Origin of the sequence: Thermodesulfatator atlanticus DSM 21156 (genome assembly GCF_000421585.1) — a bacterium.
GTDB classification, from domain to species: Bacteria; Desulfobacterota; Thermodesulfobacteria; order Thermodesulfobacteriales; family Thermodesulfatatoraceae; genus Thermodesulfatator; species Thermodesulfatator atlanticus.
The window spans coordinates 38039-58230 of sequence record NZ_ATXH01000012.1 but is presented as its reverse complement, the minus strand read 5'-3'; the positions used below and the strand labels follow the sequence as shown (position 1 = coordinate 58230).

General features: G+C 46.6%; 15 protein-coding genes, 1 tRNA gene and 1 pseudogene. 10 read left to right on the top strand and 7 right to left on the bottom strand.

Features of this window, described 5'->3' with window-relative positions; genetic code table 11:
• Positions 1-72: 72 nt before the first annotated feature.
• Both asnB and H528_RS0106335 read left to right on the top strand, forming a co-directional pair.
• On the top strand, positions 73-1947 hold the full coding sequence (gene asnB / locus H528_RS12960; protein ID WP_022853500.1) for an asparagine synthase (glutamine-hydrolyzing): 1875 nt from the start codon (positions 73-75) through the stop codon (positions 1945-1947).
• A complete protein-coding gene (locus H528_RS0106335; protein ID WP_022853499.1) occupies positions 1944-3074 on the top strand; it encodes a glycosyltransferase family 4 protein in 1131 nt (376 codons plus the stop codon). The genes asnB and H528_RS0106335 overlap by 4 nt, the downstream gene beginning before the upstream one ends.
• Here the strand turns inward: H528_RS0106335 and H528_RS0106330 are convergent.
• Positions 3038-3835, bottom strand: a complete 798-nt coding sequence (locus tag H528_RS0106330) for a sugar phosphate isomerase/epimerase family protein (protein ID WP_022853498.1) — start codon at positions 3833-3835, stop codon at positions 3038-3040. The two genes, H528_RS0106335 and H528_RS0106330, sit on opposite strands and share 37 nt — an antisense overlap.
• Positions 3832-4959 (bottom strand): DegT/DnrJ/EryC1/StrS family aminotransferase, encoded by a 1128-nt coding sequence (locus tag H528_RS0106325; RefSeq protein WP_028845822.1) that lies wholly within the window; start codon positions 4957-4959, stop codon positions 3832-3834. Before H528_RS0106325 ends, H528_RS0106330 begins: the two co-directional genes overlap by 4 nt.
• A gap of 84 nt (positions 4960-5043) precedes the next feature.
• On the opposite strand from H528_RS0106325, the gene H528_RS0106320 reads away from it, so the two are divergent.
• A tRNA-Arg gene (locus tag H528_RS0106320) sits at positions 5044-5120 on the top strand.
• Positions 5121-5338: 218 nt separating this feature from the next.
• Positions 5339-5950, top strand: a complete 612-nt coding sequence (locus H528_RS0106315) for an ANTAR domain-containing response regulator (RefSeq protein WP_022853496.1) — start codon at positions 5339-5341, stop codon at positions 5948-5950.
• Between the two features lie 57 nt (positions 5951-6007).
• Here the strand turns inward: H528_RS0106315 and rgy are convergent, their stop codons facing one another.
• Complete coding sequence (gene rgy / locus H528_RS12955) at positions 6008-9517, bottom strand: reverse gyrase (RefSeq protein ID WP_022853495.1); 3510 nt, start codon at positions 9515-9517, stop codon at positions 6008-6010.
• Positions 9517-10314, bottom strand: a complete 798-nt coding sequence (locus H528_RS0106305) for a DUF3786 domain-containing protein (RefSeq protein WP_022853494.1) — start codon at positions 10312-10314, stop codon at positions 9517-9519. Before H528_RS0106305 ends, rgy begins: the two co-directional genes overlap by 1 nt.
• Positions 10315-10364: 50 nt before the next feature.
• Here H528_RS0106305 and H528_RS0106300 point away from each other — a divergent pair, with 50 nt between their 5' ends.
• Complete coding sequence (locus H528_RS0106300) at positions 10365-10733, top strand: FmdB family zinc ribbon protein (RefSeq protein ID WP_022853493.1); 369 nt, start codon at positions 10365-10367, stop codon at positions 10731-10733.
• Here the strand turns inward: H528_RS0106300 and H528_RS0106295 are convergent.
• A complete protein-coding gene (locus H528_RS0106295) occupies positions 10714-13122 on the bottom strand; it encodes a hybrid sensor histidine kinase/response regulator (RefSeq protein ID WP_022853492.1) in 2409 nt (802 codons plus the stop codon). The two genes, H528_RS0106300 and H528_RS0106295, sit on opposite strands and share 20 nt — an antisense overlap.
• 135 nt (positions 13123-13257) lie before the next feature.
• Between H528_RS0106295 and selD the strand changes: the two genes are divergently transcribed.
• A complete protein-coding gene (gene selD, locus H528_RS0106290) occupies positions 13258-14298 on the top strand; it encodes a selenide, water dikinase SelD (protein WP_084677665.1) in 1041 nt (346 codons plus the stop codon).
• On the opposite strand, the gene H528_RS0106285 is transcribed toward selD, so the two are convergent.
• Together H528_RS0106285 and H528_RS0106280 are read right to left on the bottom strand one after the other, a co-directional pair.
• Positions 14295-14789: a TlpA family protein disulfide reductase gene (locus H528_RS0106285; protein WP_022853490.1), complete on the bottom strand. Its 495-nt coding sequence runs from the start codon at positions 14787-14789 to the stop codon at positions 14295-14297. The genes selD and H528_RS0106285 overlap by 4 nt on opposite strands.
• Positions 14789-15523 (bottom strand): creatininase family protein, encoded by a 735-nt coding sequence (locus H528_RS0106280; protein ID WP_022853489.1) that lies wholly within the window; start codon positions 15521-15523, stop codon positions 14789-14791. The genes H528_RS0106285 and H528_RS0106280 overlap by 1 nt, the downstream gene beginning before the upstream one ends.
• 204 nt (positions 15524-15727) lie before the next feature.
• Here H528_RS0106280 and H528_RS0106275 point away from each other — a divergent pair, with 204 nt between their 5' ends.
• From H528_RS0106275 to H528_RS14035, 4 genes and pseudogenes are all read left to right on the top strand, one after another.
• Positions 15728-17272: a sigma-54 interaction domain-containing protein gene (locus H528_RS0106275; RefSeq protein ID WP_022853488.1), complete on the top strand. Its 1545-nt coding sequence runs from the start codon at positions 15728-15730 to the stop codon at positions 17270-17272.
• A gap of 131 nt (positions 17273-17403) precedes the next feature.
• The gene (locus H528_RS14040; protein WP_022853487.1) at positions 17404-18648 is read left to right on the top strand and encodes a tRNA nucleotidyltransferase/poly(A) polymerase-related protein; all 1245 of its coding nucleotides are present in this window, start codon (positions 17404-17406) and stop codon (positions 18646-18648) included.
• Positions 18641-19378 carry a SagB/ThcOx family dehydrogenase gene (locus H528_RS0106265; RefSeq protein WP_022853486.1) on the top strand — a complete coding sequence of 246 codons (738 nt, stop codon included), beginning with the start codon at positions 18641-18643 and terminating at the stop codon, positions 19376-19378. The genes H528_RS14040 and H528_RS0106265 overlap by 8 nt, the downstream gene beginning before the upstream one ends.
• A pseudogene (locus tag H528_RS14035) lies at positions 19375-20118 on the top strand (glycosyltransferase family 9 protein); the annotation flags it as partial. The gene H528_RS0106265 and the pseudogene H528_RS14035, both read left to right, overlap by 4 nt.
• Positions 20119-20192: the final 74 nt, after the last annotated feature.

Here is a 20192-nt window from a genome sequence, read left to right as displayed (position 1 = left end):
GAACGAAAAATGGGCACGGATCCCCAGGGGCAGTGTTGATAAAATGTTCCCCGCAATGAGGATGAAAAAGACATGTGTGGCATAATCGGGCTCGTAGATTTCAAAGGCCTTTCTCAGGAAGAAAAGGCCCTGGTTAAAAGGGGGCTTAAGCTTCTGGAACACCGTGGCCCTGACGAAGAAGGCTTTTTTGCTGATGGGGTTTGCTCTCTTGGGCACCGCAGGCTTTCTATCATTGACCTCTCCTCTGGCAAACAACCCATGCGCGATGAAGAGCTGGTAGTGGTTTTTAACGGTGAAATCTACAATTTTCTTTCGCTGCGCAGGGAGCTCCAAGAAAAAGGCCAAGCTTTTAAGACCAAAAGTGACACAGAGGTCATTTTAAAGGCTTACCGGGTCTGGGGAGAAGGCTTTGTAGAAAGATTGTCTGGCATGTTTGCTTTTGCCCTGTGGGATGCCTCTTGCAAAAAGCTTATTTTCGCCCGGGATCGCCTGGGCAAAAAACCCCTTTATTATTTTGGCGGTCAGGGCAAGATTTTCTTTGCCTCAGAGATCAAAGCCCTTTTTGAAGCGCCTTTTATCCCCAAAGAACTAGACTTAGAGGCCCTTGATTGCTTTTTTTCTTTTGGCTATGTGCCCTCGCCCAAAAGCATTTTTTCCGCCATAAAAAAGCTTCCCCCGGCGCATTGGGCTGTTTTTTCCCAAGAGGGGTTACGCCTTAACCGGTACTGGGAAGTTGAGTTTTCCCCGCAAGCCTTAAGCCTTGAAGAGGCCCTGGAAGAATTTCTTGGGCTTTTTGAAAAGGCCGTTGCTGAAAGGCTTATTAGCGATGTGCCTCTTGGGGCCTTTCTTTCAGGGGGGATTGACTCGCCTCTGGTAGTGGCACAGATGAAAAAAGAACTTGATGCGCCGGTGCTCACCAACAGCATTGGGTTTGACCAGGAAGAAGGAAGCGAGCTTCCCCTTGCCCGGGACATAGCCAGGCACCTTGGCACTGACCATCGGGAATACATAGTAAAGCCTGAGGCTGCTAAGATTCTTCCCAGGCTTATCAGGCATCTTGACGAACCTTTGGCAGACTCAAGTGCAATGCCTACGTTTTATGTTTGCCAGATGGCGCGTAAAAATGTAACCGTTGCCCTTTCCGGAGACGGTGGGGATGAGTCCTTTGGGGGTTATACCTTTCGGTATCTTCCCCATCTTTTTGAAAGCAGGCTAAGGGCGAAGATTCCTCTTCCCTTGCGCGCGGGTTTTTTCCGTATCCTTGGGGGGCTTTATCCCAGGGCTTCCTGGTTGCCCAAGCCTTTGCGTCTCAAGACCATCTTTCAAAACCTGGCGGTATCTGACGCCAGGGCCTTTTATCAGGATCTTGTCTGGCTTCCGGTTGACCTGCGGGAAAAACTTTACACTTCTTCTTTTTTGAAAAAACTCTGTGGGTTTAGTCCGTTTGAGTTTGTTTATCCCCTTTACCAGCAGGCAAAAGGGCTTGACCCGGTGAGCAGGGCCCAGTTTGTTGATCTGCATTTTTACCTTCCTGAAGACGTGCTGGTTAAAGTGGACCGCATGAGCATGGCCGTGGCCCTTGAAGTGCGTTCGCCTTTACTTGACCACCGCCTGGTTGAGTTTGCAGCAAAACTTCCACTTGAGCTTAGAGTAAAAGGAAATCAGGGAAAGCTTCTTTTGCGCGAGGCGCTTAAAAAATTCCTCCCCGAAGAGCTTATCGCAAGACCCAAACGGGGATTTGCCGTGCCTGAGGCCAAATGGCTCAGGCAAGATTTGCGTTCCTTTGTTGAAGACGTCTTATCCAGGGATTCTTTTGTCTGGGAGTTTCTTGATCACAAAGAGGTTTTTCGTCTGTGGCAGGCCCAACTCCAAGGAAAGCTTGACCTGGGGGTTTTCTTCTGGGGGCTTATGATTTTGGGACTTTGGGAAAAGGAGTTTCTTTCATGAGGCTTCGTGTTTTGCAATTAGGTAGCCCCACGGGCCTTTATGGTGCTGAGCGCTGGATTCTTGCCCTTATCAAATACCTTGATCCCGAAAAGATTGAGACAATCGTAGGTGTTATCAAAGACGACCCTCATTTAGAGGCCCCGATACTTGCTCACGCCCAGGGGCTTGGCTTTAAAACCGTGGCCATAGAGGCTTATGGACGTTTCAATGTCAAGGCCATAACCCTTTTGCGAAATTACCTCAAGCAGGAAAATATTCACATTCTTCATACCCACGGATACAAACAGGATCTTGTGGGGTTCTGGGCCACCAGGGGCGTTCCCACCAGGATAATAGCCACTCCGCACGGCTGGAGTAAAGAGCCAGACCTTAAGCTTGCCATTTACGAAGGCCTAAACCGCCTTGTTTTTCTTGGCCTTGATAAAGTGGTTCCTCTCTCACGAGAACTCTACCAGGGGCTTACCGGTATCCCGGGGCTTAAAAGAAAACTTCGCTTAATCGTAAACGCGGTGGATCTCGCAGAAATAGATGCGGTGAAAGAAGTCCCCGAAGTAGTGGCTAAAAAGCGTAAAGAGGGCTTTTTTATCCTGGGCTACATTGGCCAGCTTATCCACCGTAAAGGGCTTGATGTCTTGTTTAAAGCCCTTGCCAAACCCGGCCTTGAAGAATGCTTTCTTTTTATCGTAGGCGAAGGGCCCCTGCGTGCTCAGCTTGAACAAATGGCCAAAGACTTAGGGATTTTTGAAAGGGTAGTCTTTACTGGTTATCGGGCGGATAGGCTTAATTTTTTGCGGGGCTTTGATGTCTTTGTTTTGCCTTCGCGTTTAGAAGGCATCCCACGCTGTCTTATGGAAGCCATGGGCATGGGGAAACCTGTTGTTGCCTCTGATATCGAAGGTGTAAAGGATTTAATTCCAAAGGATGGTGAAGGGGGGCTTCTTTTCCCTGTGGAAGATAGCAACGCTCTTTCTGAAAAAATTTTGCTTCTCAAAGAAAATAAGCTTCTCGCAAAAAAGCTTTCGGAAAAGGCGCGCAAAATTGTGGCCCAAAATTTTTCTGCCGAAAGAATGGCGCAAGAATACCAGGCCCTCTACCAGGAGGTTTGGGAAAAGATCTCCTCAAGATAGACAAGCCCTGGGAGGACGTCTTCTTTCCGGTGGGCTTCGAAGGTTACCAAGGGTTTTATTCCTTTTCTTGCTAGGTAGGAAAAAATTTCCGCAAAGGGGATTTTCCCTTGTCCAGGAGGTAAGTGAAGGTCCCAGGAGCCGTCGTTATCGTGTACGTGGAGTTCAAAAAGGCGTGGGCCAAAGGCGTAAAGCCAGGGTTCCCAGGTAGTTTTGGCAAAGGCATAAGCATGGCCTGCATCAAAACAATACCCAAGGGCGGGGCTTTTTATCTCTTCCACGATAGGAGTAAGCCAGGAAGGGTCCGGCTCAGAGACATTTTCAAGGGCAAGCTTAAGCCCGAGTTTTTCAGCGTGTGTGGTAACTTCAGCAAAGCCCTCCCTGGCATAACCAAGCCAGGAGTCTTTTCTTTCCAGGTGATAAGGGGCATGAAATCCCGTGTGCAGGACAACTATTTCGGGGCTAAAGATAGCAGCTGTCTCAAGGGCTTGTTTCAAGCGGTTGACACTGGCCCTGCGTATGGCTGCATCAAGGGCCCCTGGTGATAAGTCACGAAAAGGGGCATGAACGCTTCTTTTTATGCCGTGTTCGTCAAGAGTACGGGCGAAGGCCTGGAAGTCCTTTTCGGTGAATTTGTCTAAGGCTTCGTCATCAAGGCCAACCTCAAGGCTAAAACCTTCTCGCAGGGCCAAGGGGAGATATCTGTCAAAAAATACTACCGGAAGTGCAAGGTGGACTTTTTTCTTTATCTCTTGGGAAATCACACCGCCTCCTTTTCGTTATAAAAAGCCGCTATGGCTGAGACGATTTTTTCTTGATCCGCCTGAGTCAAAAAAGGATGCATGGGAAGGGAAATGACCTCTTTGGCAAGGCTTTCTGCTTCTGGGAAATCGCCTTCCCGGTAGCCAAGCTCTTTAAAAGCGGGCTGAAGATGAAGAGGGCGTGGATAATGGATAGCAGTTGGAATACCGTGGGTGGCAAGATGAGCCACCAGTTTGTCTCTTTGGGGAACACGCAAGGTAAATTGTGCATAAACCGAGAGACAATTTTTCGGGATGTGCTGGAATGTCACCGGGAGCCCTGCTAAAAGCTTGCGGTATCTATTGGCTACTTCCTGGCGTAGCTCAATCTCTTCGGGATAATGCTTAAACTTTACCAAAAGAAGTGCTGCCTGCAGGGTGTCAAGCCGGGCGTTAAAACCTTGGTATTGGTGGAGGTAGCGCTGCGTTTGACCGTGGATGCGCAGGGCCTTTATCGTTTCGTAAAGCTCTGGGTCATTGGTGAAGACCATACCAGCGTCTCCGTAAGCCCCTAGGGGCTTGGCCGGGAAAAACGACGTGGCTGAAGCTTTGCCAAAACTTCCGGACTTTCTTCCATTGACCTCTGCGCCGAAGGATTGGCAGGCGTCTTCTATCAAAAAAAGCCCTTCCTTGCGGCAAAAAGCTTCTAGCTCGGGAAGATAAGCCGCAAGGCCAAAAAGGCTTACCGGCATAACAGCTTTTACCCGAAGGCCTTTTTGCCGGGCTTGAGCAAGAGATTTTGCTACCGAAGAGGGCGTGAGGAGGAAAGTTTGCGGGTCAATATCGGCAAAAACAACCTGAGCACCTGCACGGCGGATAACTTCTGCGGTGGCTACGAAGGTAAAAGGGGTGGTAATAACTGCGTCCCCTTTTCCTATGCCAAGGGCCTTCAGGATAAGAAGGAGAGCGTCTGTGCCGGAAGAAACACCAAGGGCGTATTTGGTTCCCACAAAAGTGGCAAGGGTTTCTTCAAGCTCTTTTACTTCCGGGCCTAAAATATAGCGGCCGCTTCTTAGCACCCGTAAAGCGGCTTTTTCTAGTTCGTTTTGATAACGCTGGTACTGGGTTTTAAGGTCTATAAATTCCATAGGGGCTAAGTTTAGCACAGGTTTCAAATTTTGCCTGACAAATCATTGCCAAAATGAGCGGCAACCAGGTAGAATGGGAATAGTGCGCCCGTAGCTCAACCGGATAGAGCGTTGGGCTTCGAACCCAAAGGCTGCAGGTTCGAGTCCTGCCGGGCGCGCCAATCTTTTTGTCCCCCAAGAGACCTTTGCCAACTGCCGCGACAAGTCGGCAAGCACAACCGCAAGGATCCCTGAAAACACGACCAAAAATGCTCCCAGTAATAGCGTAGCGAAGAATCCACGGTTAGCCCAAAAATAAATTGCCTTTTATTTAAAAATCCTTTAAAAAAACTAGAGGGGAACGAAATTTCTCAAATATCTTTGGCTTTTTTAAAGGGGCATGGCAGATCCCGACAAATATAGAGTCTTAATTGCAGAGGATGACCCCTATTTCAGCTCCTCGCTAGAGGAGGCCCTTAACCGGCGTGGTTATAAGCCCCTGGGTGTTGCTACTAATGGCAAAGAAGCCGTCAAGCTAGCCAGGGAGCTAAATCCCGACGTAATCATCATGGATATCCGCATGCCTGAGATGGATGGCCTTGAGGCTGCGCAAAAAATAAACGAAAAAGAATTTGTCCCGATAATCATTCTTACCGCTTACACGGATCCTTCTTTTTTAGAACGTGCCCGCCGGGCCAAGGTCCTGGGCTATCTCCTAAAACCCGTTTCTATAGACGAGCTTGTTTCGGCCATAGAAGTAGCCATGACCATTGGCCGAGAGCTTAATACTCTGGAAGATGAAATTCGCAACTTGCGAGAAGAACTTGAAGCACGCAAGCTCATAGAACGCGCCAAGGGCTTTCTTATGGATGCTTATGGCATGAAAGAAGGCGAGGCCATGCGTTTTATGCAAAAAGAAGCGCGCAAAAGGCGCATCAAATTAAAAGAAGTTGCTAAAGCCATTGTTGAACTCGGTGAAGAACTCCTGCGCCAGGGGGCAAACGCTAAGTAAATTGCCGCTATCAGCATAACAAACAGAACAACAGATCCTGGTGTTTTACAGAAGCTTCTAGGTGACTTCTTTTTTGTAAATGGCTAGGTTTTCATCTACAAAGTGGGCTTCCGCGTCTTCTTCAAGATATTTTTTGATAGCGTAAGCTTCGTTTAGGACCTGCTGGTAATCAAGCTCTCCTTCTTCAATAAGGTCCATGGCTTCTTCCAGCCTGCGGGTTAATTCTTCGTCGGTTTCTTTGGGAAAATGTTTGCGCAGGTAGGCATACACTTCCCGGCCAAGATTGGTGGGATAAAGCCTTCCCCCAGGAAGTACTTTTACGTAGCCCCTTTGGATAAGCGTGGTAACGATTTCGGCGTAGGTAGAAGGCCTTCCAAGGCCCCTTTGTTTCATTTCCTGCACTAGCGTTCCCTCGGTGAAAAGGGAAACTTTGGGAACAAGTTTATATTCGATTTTTTGGGGCCTTTCAGCCTCAGGAAGGCTGACTACCCTGAAAGTAGGATACATTTTTTCAAAACCTTCCCGCAGCACTTTGGTGATAAGGGTCTCTTCCCAGGTGAAAGAGGGTAACAAGAACCTGATGTTCGTTACTTCAACTTGCGCCGGACGCATCTGGCTTGCCATAAATCGCTTGAAAATAAGCTCGTAGAGTTTGATTGCTTTTTCCGGATTAGAAAGAGAAAGGAGTCCGTTTGCTATCATCAAGCGTATTTCATGGGCGTCTCTTGGCCGCGTGGGGCGTATGCCTTCATGAGCCCCGCCTTCCCCCCAGCCGCGGGGGTAAAAAAAATCTTCGCCAAACTTTTCGGTGATATATGGCCTGGCTACCTGATAGCGTCCGACTTCTGAAATTCGTGTGGAATCCGTGCGGTGGTATGTGATAAGACCGGCTTCAAAAAGCTCCTGAAGAAGACTCATGGTTTCTTTGGTTGAAAACCTAAGCTGCTGGCTGGCTTCTTGTAAAACCGTGTCCGTGGTAAATGGGGGAAGAGGGCCTTTTTCTTCGATTTTTCGTTCTGATACTTCCCAGGTTAAGTTTTCAAGCTCAGACAAAACCTTTTTAGCAAGCCCAAGGTCTTCAAGTTCAAGGAAAAATTTTTCTTCCCCGAGCTCAAAGGAAATACGGGCTTTTTTCTGCTTGGCTTCTTCTGCCCGGGCGATAACCCAACCAAGGACAGGTGTTTGCACCCTGCCGGCAGAAAGCCGCTTGCGACCAAAGGCCTGCCAGAGCTTACGTGAAAGCACAAATCCCACCCAGCGGTCAACCACCCGGCGGCAAAGCTGGGCCTTCACCCGGTTGAGGTTGAATTCTTCAGGATTATGCAGGGCTTCCCGAAAGGCCCGTGGGGTTACTTCATGGAACTCAAGGCGCTTAATCAAAGGATTAAAAGGCGCCATCTCAATCAGTAGGTCATAAGCGATTTTTTCCCCTTCAGCATCTGGGTCACTCCCGATAAAGACTTCCTGGGTTTCAAAGGAAAGCCGCCTAAGACTTTCTAAAAGGTCTTGTTTGTCGAAAACCGGGCCTTGAGGGCAGCGGATTTTTACTTCTTCGGGATCAACTAATTGTTCTCCGGTAGCACGGCAGATTTTGATGGTGTCAAAGAGAGGGATAAAGCGGCCATTTTCTCGAAAAACACCAAAGAAGCCCCGACGGCGCGAAAGATTAAACACGTGGCCTAAAGAAGCGGTAACCAGCAAAAGTTTATCTTCTGCAGGGATTTCATAGACAAAGGCCTCGCCAACCTTGCGCATGGTGGGCTTGCCAAAAAAACCGGCGATGGTCTTGGCCTTGTGTGGAGATTCAACCACCACCAAGGCAGTTTTCATAAAATCCCGACGCGCTGAGGCTTTGTCCCGGGCTTTTTGGCGCATTGCGGAAAGCTCCCGGCTTATGGCGGAAAGATCAAGCTCCCACACAGGCACAAAAGAAAAATCATCTCCCAGCTGAAGGCGAAGTTTTCTTTCAAGACTTCGCATGGCCCGGGCATCATCCACTAGGACCACCGAAAGTCCTTTAAGAAGCCCCTTAGCTGTTAGGCGTGAGACCCTGCCAGAGGCCTGGATATACGTGGCGGTGTCTCCCACAATGAGAAAAAGCTCATCGCCTTCTTTTTTCAGGAATACGTCTTCGCTTTGGGAGAGTTTTTTTAGAAACTCCGCGGTCTCAAATTTGGTCTCGATAAAGCTTTTAATCTTTTCAAGGCGTTCTAAGATGCGCGGATAGCGGGGAAGGGCTTCTTCGGTAAGGGTTAGATAACGCCTGAGATACTGAATATCAGAAAGGGCAGAGAGCCTTTCGTCTTCCTCAAGAAGCGAGACAATATTTACGAGCACGTTATAAAGACTTCGGGGCAAAAGAGTGACTTTGGTGGGAATGACGTGCCGGGGAACCCCTAAAAAAATCGCATACCGCAGTATGAAAGGTAGATCAATCCCCCGCACCAGAGGATTAGCAAGGTGTGCTAGACCTACCGCAACATCAAACTCGCCTTTTTCCATTTCAGCCATGAGTTCGTCAGGGGATTTTTCAAGATAGCTGAGGGCCTTAAGCCCTTGGGCACGCAGGAAGGAAACCGCCTGGGCTACGCCTTCTTTCCCGTAATCAAAGGCAACAAATAAAAGACCGCCTTTGCCAAGAGTCTTAATCAGGAAAGCAGCGCGGGCAAGAGATCGTTCAAAGTCTTTGGTAGTGTCATCGTAAGCATCTATGATGTTACGCAAGTTGCTAACAGCCTTTTGAATCTCAAAGCCAAGCAGGTACCTGAAGAGAAGGGCTCGAGAAGTGCGCGGTTTTAAAGTGGCCGAAGACATTAAGAGTATTTTGCGTCCTGCATGGCGTTTGCGTATGCCTTCAAGTTTTTCGAAATCTTTTTCTGTTTTTCGGGGCTTAAGGGCCAGGGCAATTTCTCTTTCACTAAAGCCAAGTAGCTTAAAAAGCTCTTCTATATGGGCTGAGCGTTTGAGAAAAGAATCTACGTCGTCAATAAAGACAAATTCAAAGTCTGTCGCGATAAGCTGTTCAAGGTGCTTATAAAAAAAAGCGGTAGTGCAGACCAAAATGTCAAAATTTTTGGCAGAAAAGGCTTCTTTGTCTTTCTTTTTGCCAAGATAAACGAGAATCTTTTTAGTAAGGCCGGATTTTTGGCTAAATTCTTCTAATTTCTCGCCAACTTGTTTGGCAAGAAGGCGCGTTGGCACAAGGATTAAGACTTTCCTGGCGAAATAAAGGGAAGCCAGCAGGCCAAAAGTGGTTTTGCCTGTCCCTGTAGGGGCAACTATGGCAAAAGATTCCCTGAAAAAAAGCCTTTTGGCCCAGGTTTCCTGGAGGGTGGATGGTTTAAAACCAACGGCTCTTTCAAAATAAGCTGCAAATTCTTTTATTTTTTCCCTGGCTTCACAATAAGGAGCAAGTTTCCTGAGATTCTCCCTTTTCTTTAGTTCCTGGCAGATTTCCTCTACCTGCGGAGAAGGTAAACATTTGGAACAAGGAAGACCTTTGGCCAGGCGTTCGTCACTTATGGTGCCGCCGCAGTTAGGGCAGGCATGTGCCACCAGAAAAAGCATTACCCTTCCTCCTCTGAGAGAGCTATCAGTCTTTCTACCAGGCGTTCTGCACAAAACACCAGAGATTCTAAATCTAGATAAGCAGTGGCGTGGGCGTCAAAAAGAATTTTTACCTCTGCAGGGAGATTTTCTTCGGGTTCTGCGTTGAAGAAATGAATTTTAAGAGGGACTTTGGGAAGCACCCAGACCACAGCGCAAAGATCTGCTGGGCAGGTAGAGGGTTTTTCATGCTTGAATTTTGCCAGTGCTTTCTCTAAAAGAGAAGGTTTTTCAGAAAAGGAAAGCGCAAGTTTTTCTTCGGCATATTTGCGTAAGGTAGCAGTTTTGGAAAGAGAGTTTGGAAAGCTTTCAAGCCCTACAAATTCGCCGCGAAGAGGAGTCTTGCCTGCGAAAATGACATAGTTGTAAAGAAGGATCTGGTCTCTGGGGTCAAGTTCTTTTTCGTCTTCTCGAAGGGCTTCCTCCCGGGAAAGAAAGGCATTGGTATCGAGGAACCGCAACTTAAGGCTCCCCTCTTCGTATTCAGCGCCGATCTGGGTGGCCACAGCGGCGAAATCTACTTTTGCGGCCTTCTTTTTTACTTCTTCAAGGATTTTCCAGGCAAAGTCTTCTTGAGGGGCCTTAGGAGCTGACACGTGAGCAGGCCAGTCTTTAGGGGCAAAGTAAGGGCACCTAGCAGGCTCACAAGCCCCGGTAATAAGTGCCATGGCAAATGCCAGGCAGGTAGGATACCCACACTCTTTACAATTGGTGCGCGGTAGTTTTTTAAGTATTTCTACAGGGTTTAATTGCGCCATGTTTCATAGCTTGACAAAATAAAAGCAAACAGGCAAGACGGAGGTGCCAGATGCCGATTTATGAATTTCGCTGTGAGGTTTGCGGGCACATTTTTGAGCGGATCCTCAAACTAAACGACCCCTGGCCAGCCTGTCCGTCCTGTGGGGCAGAAAAAGTCTTTAAATTGCCTTCGGTTTTTGGTTTTACCGATGCTTCTTCCTGGCGAACTGAGCGCGAAAGCGCCATTTTAAAAAGGGCAAGGGACTATTTGGTTGATGGCAAAGTAAAAGAAGCCAGACGTTTTCTTAATAAGGCCAAGCAATATGTGAGGACAGAGAACATCAAAAGACTTTCAGACAGCCTTGAAACGCGCAAACCCCTAAAAGGGGCCTATGTTAGCAGGACAGAGCTAGTGGTTACTAAAAAGAAATCCCGCTAAAGACTTTTTCTACTTCCTCGAGGAGTTGGCGAAAGGTAAAAGGCTTTTTGATGATGCGAAAGGCTTTTTCGTCAAAACCGTAGCGCTCAAGGATGTGTTCCGCATAACCTGAGATAAAAATTACCGGAACTTCAGGGATGACTTTTTGTACCTCCCGGTAAAGCCTTACGCCGTCCATCTTGGGCATGACCACATCCGTTACGATGAGGTTGATTTTGTAGTTTATTTCTTTGAGTTTGTTCAAGGCATCTTCGCCATTTTCTGCGGCTACTACTTCGAAGCCTTGCGCTTCAAGCATCTCCGCAAGCATTTCCCTAATATGGGGTTCGTCTTCTACGATTAAGATACTTTTTTTGGACACGGCTAAGTCCTGTTTTCCCTCTGAATGAGGAAAGTCTTTTTCTCCTGTCTTTTTTATATCAAGATACATTTTTAAGGGCAAAATAATCTCAAAAGTTGTACCTTGCCCTGGCTCGCTGTCTACTTTTATTTCCCCACCACAGCGGCGCACTAGGGACAGGATAACATTTAAACCTAAACCGGTACCCTCTCCTGAGGGTTTGGTAGTATAAAAGGGTTCGAAGATACGGGCAAGGTCTTTTTTGTCTATACCGCAGCCCGTATCCCTGATTTTAAGCAGTGCTGCAGGGCCTTTTAAAGTTTCTATTAGGCGCGTTATAATAAAAAACTTTCCCCCCTGGGGCATGGCATCGCGAGCATTGAGCAAGAGGTTGGTAAGGATATGTTGCATTTCTTCGAAAGAAAGCCCTACAGGCAAAGGTTCTTGGCATAGTTCCAGCTCAAGTTCGATATTTTCTCCTAAAATTTTGTGGAAAAGTTCTTTTTGTTCCCTCAGGAAAAAGTTCAAATCACAGGTTTCTTCTTTATTATCGACCTTCCCGCGGGACAAAATTAAAAATTGCTTGATAAGATTTGAACCGTTTTCTACGGCCGCAAGAATTTTGTCGATGTACCTCTTAAGCTTGGGGTCATCCCCTGCGTGTAAGCGAATCAAATCTAAATAACCGGTAATAACGGCCAGGATATTATTGAACTCGTGGGCCACGGTACCGGTCATTTTTCCAAGAACTTCTATTTTTTGGGCCTTGATAATGCCTTCTTCTTGTTGCTTAATTTCGCTGATGTCTTCCAGCATGCCCAGGCGCACAAGTTCCCGGTCAAGCCAGTGGATATAGACTTCGTTTAGCTTGAGCCAGCGGCCATGTTTTTCGTCGTAAATTTCTTTTTGCTCACGGAGCCCTTCTTTGGCTTTTTCTATGTGGCAAAATTCACAAACCTGCTTTTTTCCGTAAAGTAATTCGTAACAAGGTCCTTTGTTTACATAATCCTGGCCGAAGTATTCTTTAAAAAGGGTGTTGTGGTAAAGGATGGTCTTGGTTTTGGGATCAACCACATAGACCATGGCGGGGAGATTTTCCAAGATAGTAAGCAGTCTTTCCTGGGCAATTCTAAAAGAAGAAATATCTCGGCCAAGGATTAAAATGCGCTTTTCAGAATCGCATTTAAATGGGATTAACAGAAATTCCCACCATTGTATGCGATCTTTGGTCTTAATACGAAAGACTTCTTTTACCGGGGTGTCTTGCCCTGGAACCTGGGCAAGGAGCCTTTTTAAGCGCTCTAAAAGTCCTTGAAGTTGGGGTTTTATTTGAGCGATTTGTTCAAAGGTTTGGCCCTGGTAAATTTTCCGCTTAAAGCCAAAAATTTCGTTCGTTTTAGTGTTTGCCAGCAGCCACCGCCCCTGCATGTCCGTAAGGATTACGATATACGGGATATTGTTTAAAAGCTCTTGGAAAACACGGGTAATATCAAGGTATTCGCTTTCGCGCTTTTGCCTTTTTATGGCTAAGGAAAGGGCGGAAGCGAGTTCGTCAATAAGACCAAGTTCTTCGTCTGAAGGAGATCTCTTGCCAAAATCAACGATTAGTAGTCCTGTCCACCATTTTCCATCAAAAAGAGGGAACCCAAAGATTTTGTGGTCTTTACAATCAAGGAGCCCCAGGGCCTCTATTTCTTCTTCGGTGAACATCACCCGTTCACCTTCTGCGAATTTGGTTTCAAGCCCGGGCCATATATCCTGGTATTCAATCACATCAGGCAATGGCGGGGTTTTTTCATGGTGGGGATAACGTGCTACGAGATTGGCAACTAATTGCCAGCGATAATCTAATTGGTTGTAATAAACCGCTGCAGAGCAAAGATTTAATCCTTCCACAAGACCTTTTAAAAAATAGTCATAGGGGAGGTGATATTGGGAGGAAAAAAGCTTGTTTACAATTTGAATTAGTTTTTTAGCCGGGATTTTTTCGTCTTCGGAAACGAAATTTTTGGTAATTTTAAGATTTTTTTCTTGTTCTTCTAAGATCATTTGCCGCGCCCCTTTATGTAAAGACCTTTCGGCTCAAAATTCATATTTGTTGAATGTCTTACTTTACATTTATAACCCTTCCTCAAAATTTTTAGCATATTTCCCCACTAAAAATTTCTGTTATCATTACAAATTATGGAAAAGAAATCTCGTTTAACACAAAAAGTCCGGGCGGCGGGGTGAGCTTCTAAGCTTCCGCCAGCGGAGCTGGCAGAAATACTAAAAGATTTGCCTGCTTTTAAGCACCCTGATCTCTTAGTGGGCTTTGAGGCCGCGTCAGATGCTGCGATATATCGCTTGTCAGATGAGATAGCTATTATTTGTACCCTTGATTTTTTTACTCCCATAGTAGATGATCCCTATTGGTTTGGTCAAGTTGCTGCGGCTAATTCGCTTTCTGACGTGTACGCCATGGGAGGGCGTCCCGTTCTTGCCCTAAACATCGTTTGCTTCCCAAAAAAAGAAGACAAAGCCATCCTTAAAGAAATCCTCCGCGGAGGCATTGAAAAAATAAAAGAAGCAGAAGCTGTGCTAGCAGGGGGCCACAGCGTTGATGACCCCGAGATAAAATACGGACTTTCGGTGGTAGGGGTGGTCCATCCAGAAAAATACGTTACCAATGCCGGCGCAAAGCCAAAAGACGTGCTCTTTCTCACCAAACCCCTTGGCACAGGGATCCTTGCCACCGCGGTAAAAGGCGGCTTGGCAGACAAGACTGCGGAAAGACGCATGATCGAAGTCATGGCAGCGCTTAATAAAGCAGCCTCAGAGGCCATGATGGAAGTAGGGGTGTCCTCGGCCACAGATATTACCGGCTTTGGCCTGCTTGGACATGCCCTGGAAATGGCCCAGGCAAGCAACGTAAAGCTTGTTATTGAAGCAAGTAAGGTTCCTGTTATCAAAGAGGCCCTATCCTTTTTAAAAATGGGGCTTATCCCAGCAGGAGATTATGACAATATCCGTTTTTGTGAAAAGCACGTAAAAGTCGAAAAAGAAGTCGATAAAGACCTTCTTACTTTGCTTTATGACGCGCAAACCTCAGGCGGGCTTTTAATAAGCGTACCATCTGGAAAGAAAGAAGAATTTTTCCGTAAGCTGCTGGAAAAAGGTGTTTTTGAGGCAGCCCAGATTGGCTATGTGGAAGAAGGGCCGCCTCAAATAGTTGTCAAACCCTAATTTTTCTTCAGAAGATTCAGTATTTCTTTTTCTAATTCTTTTTTGCCTGCGTAGCCTACGTATTTTTTCACAATGTTTCCTTTTTGATCGATTATGAAGGTCGTAGGCAAAATGTCCGGCCAGTCAAAAGCAGAAAGTATTTCGTCATTGGCAATGGCCACGCAATATTTGATGTTTTTGGAATAAATCAAGTGGGGAAGCACTCTTTCGCCCCCTTGGTCAACCATGAAAGTGAGAATTTCAAGGCCCTGAGGGTTGAATTTGCGATAAAGATCAGAAAATTCAAGGAGTTCTACTTGGCAAGGTGGGCAATAAGTAGCAAAGAAGTTAACCAAAAGGACCTTGCCCTTGAAGTTCTCAAGCTTGGCAACCTGCTTTGAACAACTAAAGGTGTTTATTTTGGTGTCCCAGGGGATGTTTTGTTTGGCGGCAAGCACCTGGGCCCAGGCTAAAAAAGCAAGTGCCATGGTTAGGGTAATAAGTTTTTTCATTACGTATCCTCCTTAAAAGATTCGATTTCGTCGGCAATTTTGACGATAAGTTCGGCAATTTTTTCCGCAAAGCCTTTTCCCTTTTGGGCAGATGCTTTCTGAGGATCTCCCCACACCCCACTTGGCCAAAATTTTCTCTTGTTACGTACCAAAAAAGGCTTAGGGAAATGCGGATATTCTTCTTTAGCAGAGCCTTTGACCAGCTGAGGGTAAAAGTGGAGCATGATAGAGGTTTCAAATTCCCCGGCGTGAGAGTCTTTAGGGGTCTCAAGTAGGTCTTTGGCAGCCATCTCAAGCAGTTCAAGGATTGAAGCCACTGCTACTTTAGCCTCTTTTTGTTTTTCTAAGAATTCTTCAGCCGCATCAAGGATAAAAGCAAGATGTGTGCCTCCAGCATGCCCGGAAAAAAGCAAAAAATTTCTAAGCCCCTGGTCGTAATAAGAAGAAAGTAAGTCTAAAACCAGGCTGTGCAGGGTTTTTCCACTAATGCTAATGGTGCCAGGGTGCTCTTTAGTGCTACGGCACAGTCCATAAAACACCGGCGGCCCTACAAAAAGTGGGCGCTTTTTTGCTGCAAGCTTGGCTATTTCATACATTTGAAGCGTATCTGTGCCCAAGGGAAGGTGTGGTCCGTGTTCTTCGGTAGAGCCAAAGGGCAGGATAATAGTTTTCGTTGCCTCAAGGCCCTTTTCAAATTCGGGCATGGTAATCTCAGGAATAATTAACATGTTCATAAGTTTATCTTACCAATGGCTTTGGTCAATGTAGCTAAGCTTATTTTGTAAGAGACCTTTGCAAAATTATCGGGATCAGTATTGCAAGTACAAGCGCAGGGGCCTTAAAAGAAGGTATTTGCAAGGACCAGTGTTAAATATCTTTTGCAAGTTTCTATTTTGTGGTTAGACTGTTTGACAAAATTGTAAGAGGTGAGGAAGTCAATGCAGCCGCGAGAGGTTGAAGAGCTTAGCTGCCTTTATGAGATTGCAAAGACTCTATCGAGTTCGCTTAATATGCGTGAGGCTTTAGAGGAAGTTCTTGCTATTTTAGCAAAAAAACTCGACATGCGTAGGGGAACCATAACCATTTTTAATCCCCGCACTCAGGAGATCCAGATCGAAGTAGCCCATGGTCTTACGGCTGATGCCCGCAAACGTGGTCGTTATCGCCTGGGTGAAGGGATTACCGGCCAGGTAGTGGCCACTGGCCAGCCTATTGTGGTGCCAGCCATAGCAGAAGACCCGCGTTTTCTTAATCGTACGCGCAGCCGTAAGAAGGGCGAAAAAGAAAAAATTTCTTTTATATGCGTTCCTATTAAAAGCGGGGCGAAAATTTTGGGCACCCTTTCGGTTGACCGTATTTTTAGCGAAGAAATTTCTCTTGAAGAAGACGTGCGTTTTTTGACTATTATTTCCGGGCTTATTGCCCAGTCCGTGGCCAACATCCAGGCTATTCAGGAAGAAAAAGAAAAACTCCTCGAAGAAAACCTCAAGCTCAAACAGGAACTTAAGGGCAAATATCGTTTGGAGAACTTCATTGGCCTTAGTTCGCGCATGCAAGAAGTCCTACAGATGATCGAACGGGTCGCGCCAAGCTCGGCCACGGTGCTTCTAAGGGGCGAATCAGGAACGGGAAAGTCGTTGATTGCCAAGATAATCCATTTTAATAGCCCCCGGGCAAGTGGCCCTTTTATTACCGTGGCGTGTACTGCGCTTCCAGCAAACCTGATTGAATCAGAGCTTTTTGGCTATGAACGTGGGGCCTTCACCGGCGCCCTTGGCCGCAAAAAAGGCCTATTTGAAGAGGCAAACGGAGGTACGATTTTTCTTGATGAGATAGGTGATCTGCCACTTCCTCTTCAGGCCAAGCTTTTACACGTTATTCAGGAAAAAGAATTTTACCGGGTAGGCGGCACCAAGCCCATCAAAGTTGACGTGCGTATTATTACCGCTACTAATCGTAACCTGGAAGAGCTCGTAGAACAGGGTCTGTTTCGGGAAGATCTATATTACCGCTTAAATGTCTTTCCCATATATCTTCCGCCCCTTAGGGAAAGGGCCACTGATATTATTCCTCTTGCGGAGTTTTTCCTCGAAAAATATAGCAAAGAGTACGGCAAGAATATAAAACGCCTTTCTTCTCCGGCGATAGATCTTCTCGTGCAATACCACTGGCCAGGAAACGTACGCGAACTTGAAAATGTAATTGAACGGGCGGTGCTTGTTTGCGACGAGGAGGTCATCCGTAGCTATCACCTGCCCCAAAGCCTGCAAACTGCTGAAAGCTCAAGCACCAAAACCACTAAGAGTCTGGCGCAGGCAGTAAAAGAAGTAGAAGTTGAGCTTATAGTGGAAGCCTTAAAAGAGGCTCGGGGGAATCAGAGTAAAGCCGCAAGAATACTTGATACGAGCTTGAGAATCCTAAATTACAAAATAAAAAAATACGGCATTGATCCCAAGGTCTTTCGTAAAAGTGCTGCAAATTGAGTAAACTGAAGTGAGACCTTTGCAAACACTTTTTCTTAAGGTCAGTTTTAGGGTCCGTTCCTGATCTTGGCAATTTTGCAAAGGTCTTTTAAGGATGTATGCCATTTTACTTATGGGTCAGAAAATAGAAAATGTTGTTAAAGGAAAAGAACTTAAAGCAAGGCGAATTATTTGCCGAAAAAGATATTCCTCAGCCGGTTATTATTCCTCGTGGAGAGCATAATATCTCCCGTAAAGATATTTCGCCTGAGGCCTTAAAAGTCCTCTATCGTCTCAAAAAAGCAGGCTATCTTGCCTACTTGGTGGGTGGAAGCGTAAGAGATCTTCTCTTAGGAATTAAGCCCAAAGACTTCGACGTAGGCACAGACGCCCGCCCTGAGGAGATTCGCAAGCTTTTTCGCTGGAGCCGCATCATAGGCAGACGCTTTCGTCTGGTCCATGTGTATTTTCCTAAGGGAAAGTTTATTGAAGTGGTAACCTTTCGTGGGCCTGAAACTGCTGAAGAGGGGATAGAAGTCTTTGGCACTCCTTACCAAGATGCTTTTCGCCGAGACCTCACGATAAATGCCCTTTTTTACAATATTTCCGATTTCAGCATAATCGATTACGTGGGCGGCATGAAGGACTTGCGCGCGGGTATCATTCGGGTGATAGGGCCTCCTGACATACGTTTCATAAGGGATCCGGTGCGCATGATTCGGGCCATACGGCACGCAGCCCGCACAGGCTTTGTTATTGAAGAAAACACCTGGGAGGCCATTTTACGCCACCGCGAAAAGATAATGCTTTGCCCCGTGATGCGGATTCGCGATGAATGGCTAAAGGATGTTTTAGGCTTTTGGACAAGGCCCTGGGCAGAGCTCATGCTAAAAAGCGGCTTATTTAAAGAAATTTTTCCCTCTTACGGGAAATACCTTGAAAAGGCCCCTGCAGAAGAGAAAAAATTTTTCTTTAAGCTTCTTTCCTGGGGAGACAAAAAGGCCAAAAGAGAAGAACTAACCGAGGCCCAGAAACTTGCTCTGTTTCTTTATCCCTTTTTGGTGGGGGAAGGTCGCCTGGCCCGCTTTCCCGAAAGAACAGGGCGCCCCACCCAGCTCATCCGTGATTACATGAAAAAAGTCTTTTATCCTTTTGATTTCAAGAAAGAGCTTTTCGAAAATACGCTGCAGGTCCTGGCAGGCACTTGGCCTATCAAGTTTCATCTTTTACGCGGCAACAGAATGCCTACTCGCCTCGCCCGAAAAAGCTATTTTACCGAGGCCCTTTCCCTTGCCCAAATCATCATTAAATTAGAAAAAGAGATCTTGAGTTTAGAGATTCCTGGAAAAAGACGCAAAAGGCGCCGCCAAAAAACTCAGGGGAAACACCATGCCTGATTATAAAAAATCTCTCGGGTTTAAATTTATCCAGGCTACTAAACACGACCGCAAAGAACTTTTCTTGCGCAGGGAAGAAAATATTACTCCGGCTCCCTGGTTTAAGGTTTATCCGGATGCTCCCCGGCTGTCTTTACCAAGGCCACGTTTTGGGCCAGAGAACCTCTGGCAGGCCCTTGTTTCGCGCCGCTCAATCAGAAAATATCTCCCTCAGGCGTTGACCCTTGATGAGATTGCGCTTCTTTGTTTTGCAGCTCAGGGGATTACCGCAGAAGTTGGGCGCTATCTCTTGCGCACTGCTCCTTCGGCAGGGGCGCTATATCCTGTTGAGACTTATCTGTTTGTGAATCGTGCCGAAGAGCTCCCTGCGGGGATTTATCATCTTGAGGTGCAGGATTTTGCGCTTGAGCAGCTTGCCCAGGGTGAATTTGGCCAGGCCCTGGCAGAGGCCTCTCTTTCACAGTACATGTGTGCCAGAGCCCCGCTTGTTTTTGTCTGGTCAGTTATTCCGAGGCGTACCATGAGTAAGTATGGCTCTCGCGGGGTGCGATATATTTTTATGGATGTGGCTCATATTTGCCAGAATGTCCTTTTGGCAGCTTCAGCTATGGGGCTTGGGGCTTGCCCTATCGGCGCCTTTTTTGACGATGAGGTAAACGAACTCCTGGGCCTTGACGGTGAGGAAGAAACTGTAGTTTATCTTGCTTCTGTAGGCCATCCTGCGGAATGATAATTGTCTGGCATGAGGGAGCTTTGGGAGACCTTCTCCTGGCTCGTCTTGCTATCAGAAAAATAAAAAAATTGCATCCAGGTACTCCACTTATCCTTTTTGCCAGGAATGAAGTGCGTAAACTTTTTGAGCAAGCCAGGTTAGTGGAAAATTCTTTTCCCACAAGCCTACAGGTCTTGCCAAGTTTGGCCTCGGATGTGTCAAAAGCCTACGTTTTTGCAGCTTCATCGTCTCTTGAAGAAGTTATAAATAGTTTTTTACCTGTAAAGCCGGTTTTTTTGCCATCAAGGCCTTTTGAGAACAGGCATCTTGCCCTGACTCAGGTTGAGGGTCTTTTTTCGCAGGGTGGAAAAAAATTTAAGCTAGCTTCTATAAAAAAAGATGGTCTTTTTCTCTTCGGTGATAGCCCCATTGGGTCTAGGATTCTGCTACATCCTGGAAGTGGAAGCCCTCTTAAGAATCTCCCTCTGGCCTTCTGGCGAAAACTTTACGAGTTTCTTGAGGATTTGGGCTTTGCGCCGTTATTTTTGTTAGGCCCTGCGGAAATAGGCCTTAAGAAGGCTTCAGGCTTTTCCTGTATTTTTTGTGAAGAAGTCGAAACCTTACAAGGCGTAATGAAAAAGGCCTTTGCCTTTATTGGCCATGACTCAGGGGTGAGCCATTTGGCTTCAGCTCTTGGGCTTTATACCCTAGCTATTTTTGGGCCTACCTCCTGGCGCAACTGGGCGCCTTACGGCCGTGCGTTTGTTTGCGCGGTAAAATGTGATTGTGTCATCAATGGTGAAGACCCCAGAGACTGCCAGGCGAAGTGTCT

Bases quoted from the DNA above. Each gene is read 5' to 3' on its own strand.
- H528_RS0106280 (WP_022853489.1), bottom strand. From the start codon at position 15,523: ATGAACATGTTAATTATTCCTGAGATTACCATGCCCGAATTTGAAAAG.
- H528_RS0106305 (WP_022853494.1), bottom strand. From the start codon at position 10,314: ATGGCGCAATTAAACCCTGTAGAAATACTTAAAAAACTACCGCGCACC.
- H528_RS0106325 (WP_028845822.1), bottom strand. From the start codon at position 4,959: ATGGAATTTATAGACCTTAAAACCCAGTACCAGCGTTATCAAAACGAA.
- H528_RS0106335 (WP_022853499.1), top strand. From the start codon at position 1,944: ATGAGGCTTCGTGTTTTGCAATTAGGTAGCCCCACGGGCCTTTATGGT.
- H528_RS0106265 (WP_022853486.1), top strand. From the start codon at position 18,641: ATGCCTGATTATAAAAAATCTCTCGGGTTTAAATTTATCCAGGCTACT.
- H528_RS0106285 (WP_022853490.1), bottom strand. From the start codon at position 14,789: ATGAAAAAACTTATTACCCTAACCATGGCACTTGCTTTTTTAGCCTGG.
- H528_RS0106295 (WP_022853492.1), bottom strand. From the start codon at position 13,122: ATGATCTTAGAAGAACAAGAAAAAAATCTTAAAATTACCAAAAATTTC.
- asnB (WP_022853500.1), top strand. From the start codon at position 73: ATGTGTGGCATAATCGGGCTCGTAGATTTCAAAGGCCTTTCTCAGGAA.
- H528_RS0106315 (WP_022853496.1), top strand. From the start codon at position 5,339: ATGGCAGATCCCGACAAATATAGAGTCTTAATTGCAGAGGATGACCCC.
- H528_RS0106300 (WP_022853493.1), top strand. From the start codon at position 10,365: ATGCCGATTTATGAATTTCGCTGTGAGGTTTGCGGGCACATTTTTGAG.
- rgy (WP_022853495.1), bottom strand. From the start codon at position 9,517: ATGCTTTTTCTGGTGGCACATGCCTGCCCTAACTGCGGCGGCACCATA.
- H528_RS0106275 (WP_022853488.1), top strand. From the start codon at position 15,728: ATGCAGCCGCGAGAGGTTGAAGAGCTTAGCTGCCTTTATGAGATTGCA.
- H528_RS14040 (WP_022853487.1), top strand. From the start codon at position 17,404: ATGTTGTTAAAGGAAAAGAACTTAAAGCAAGGCGAATTATTTGCCGAA.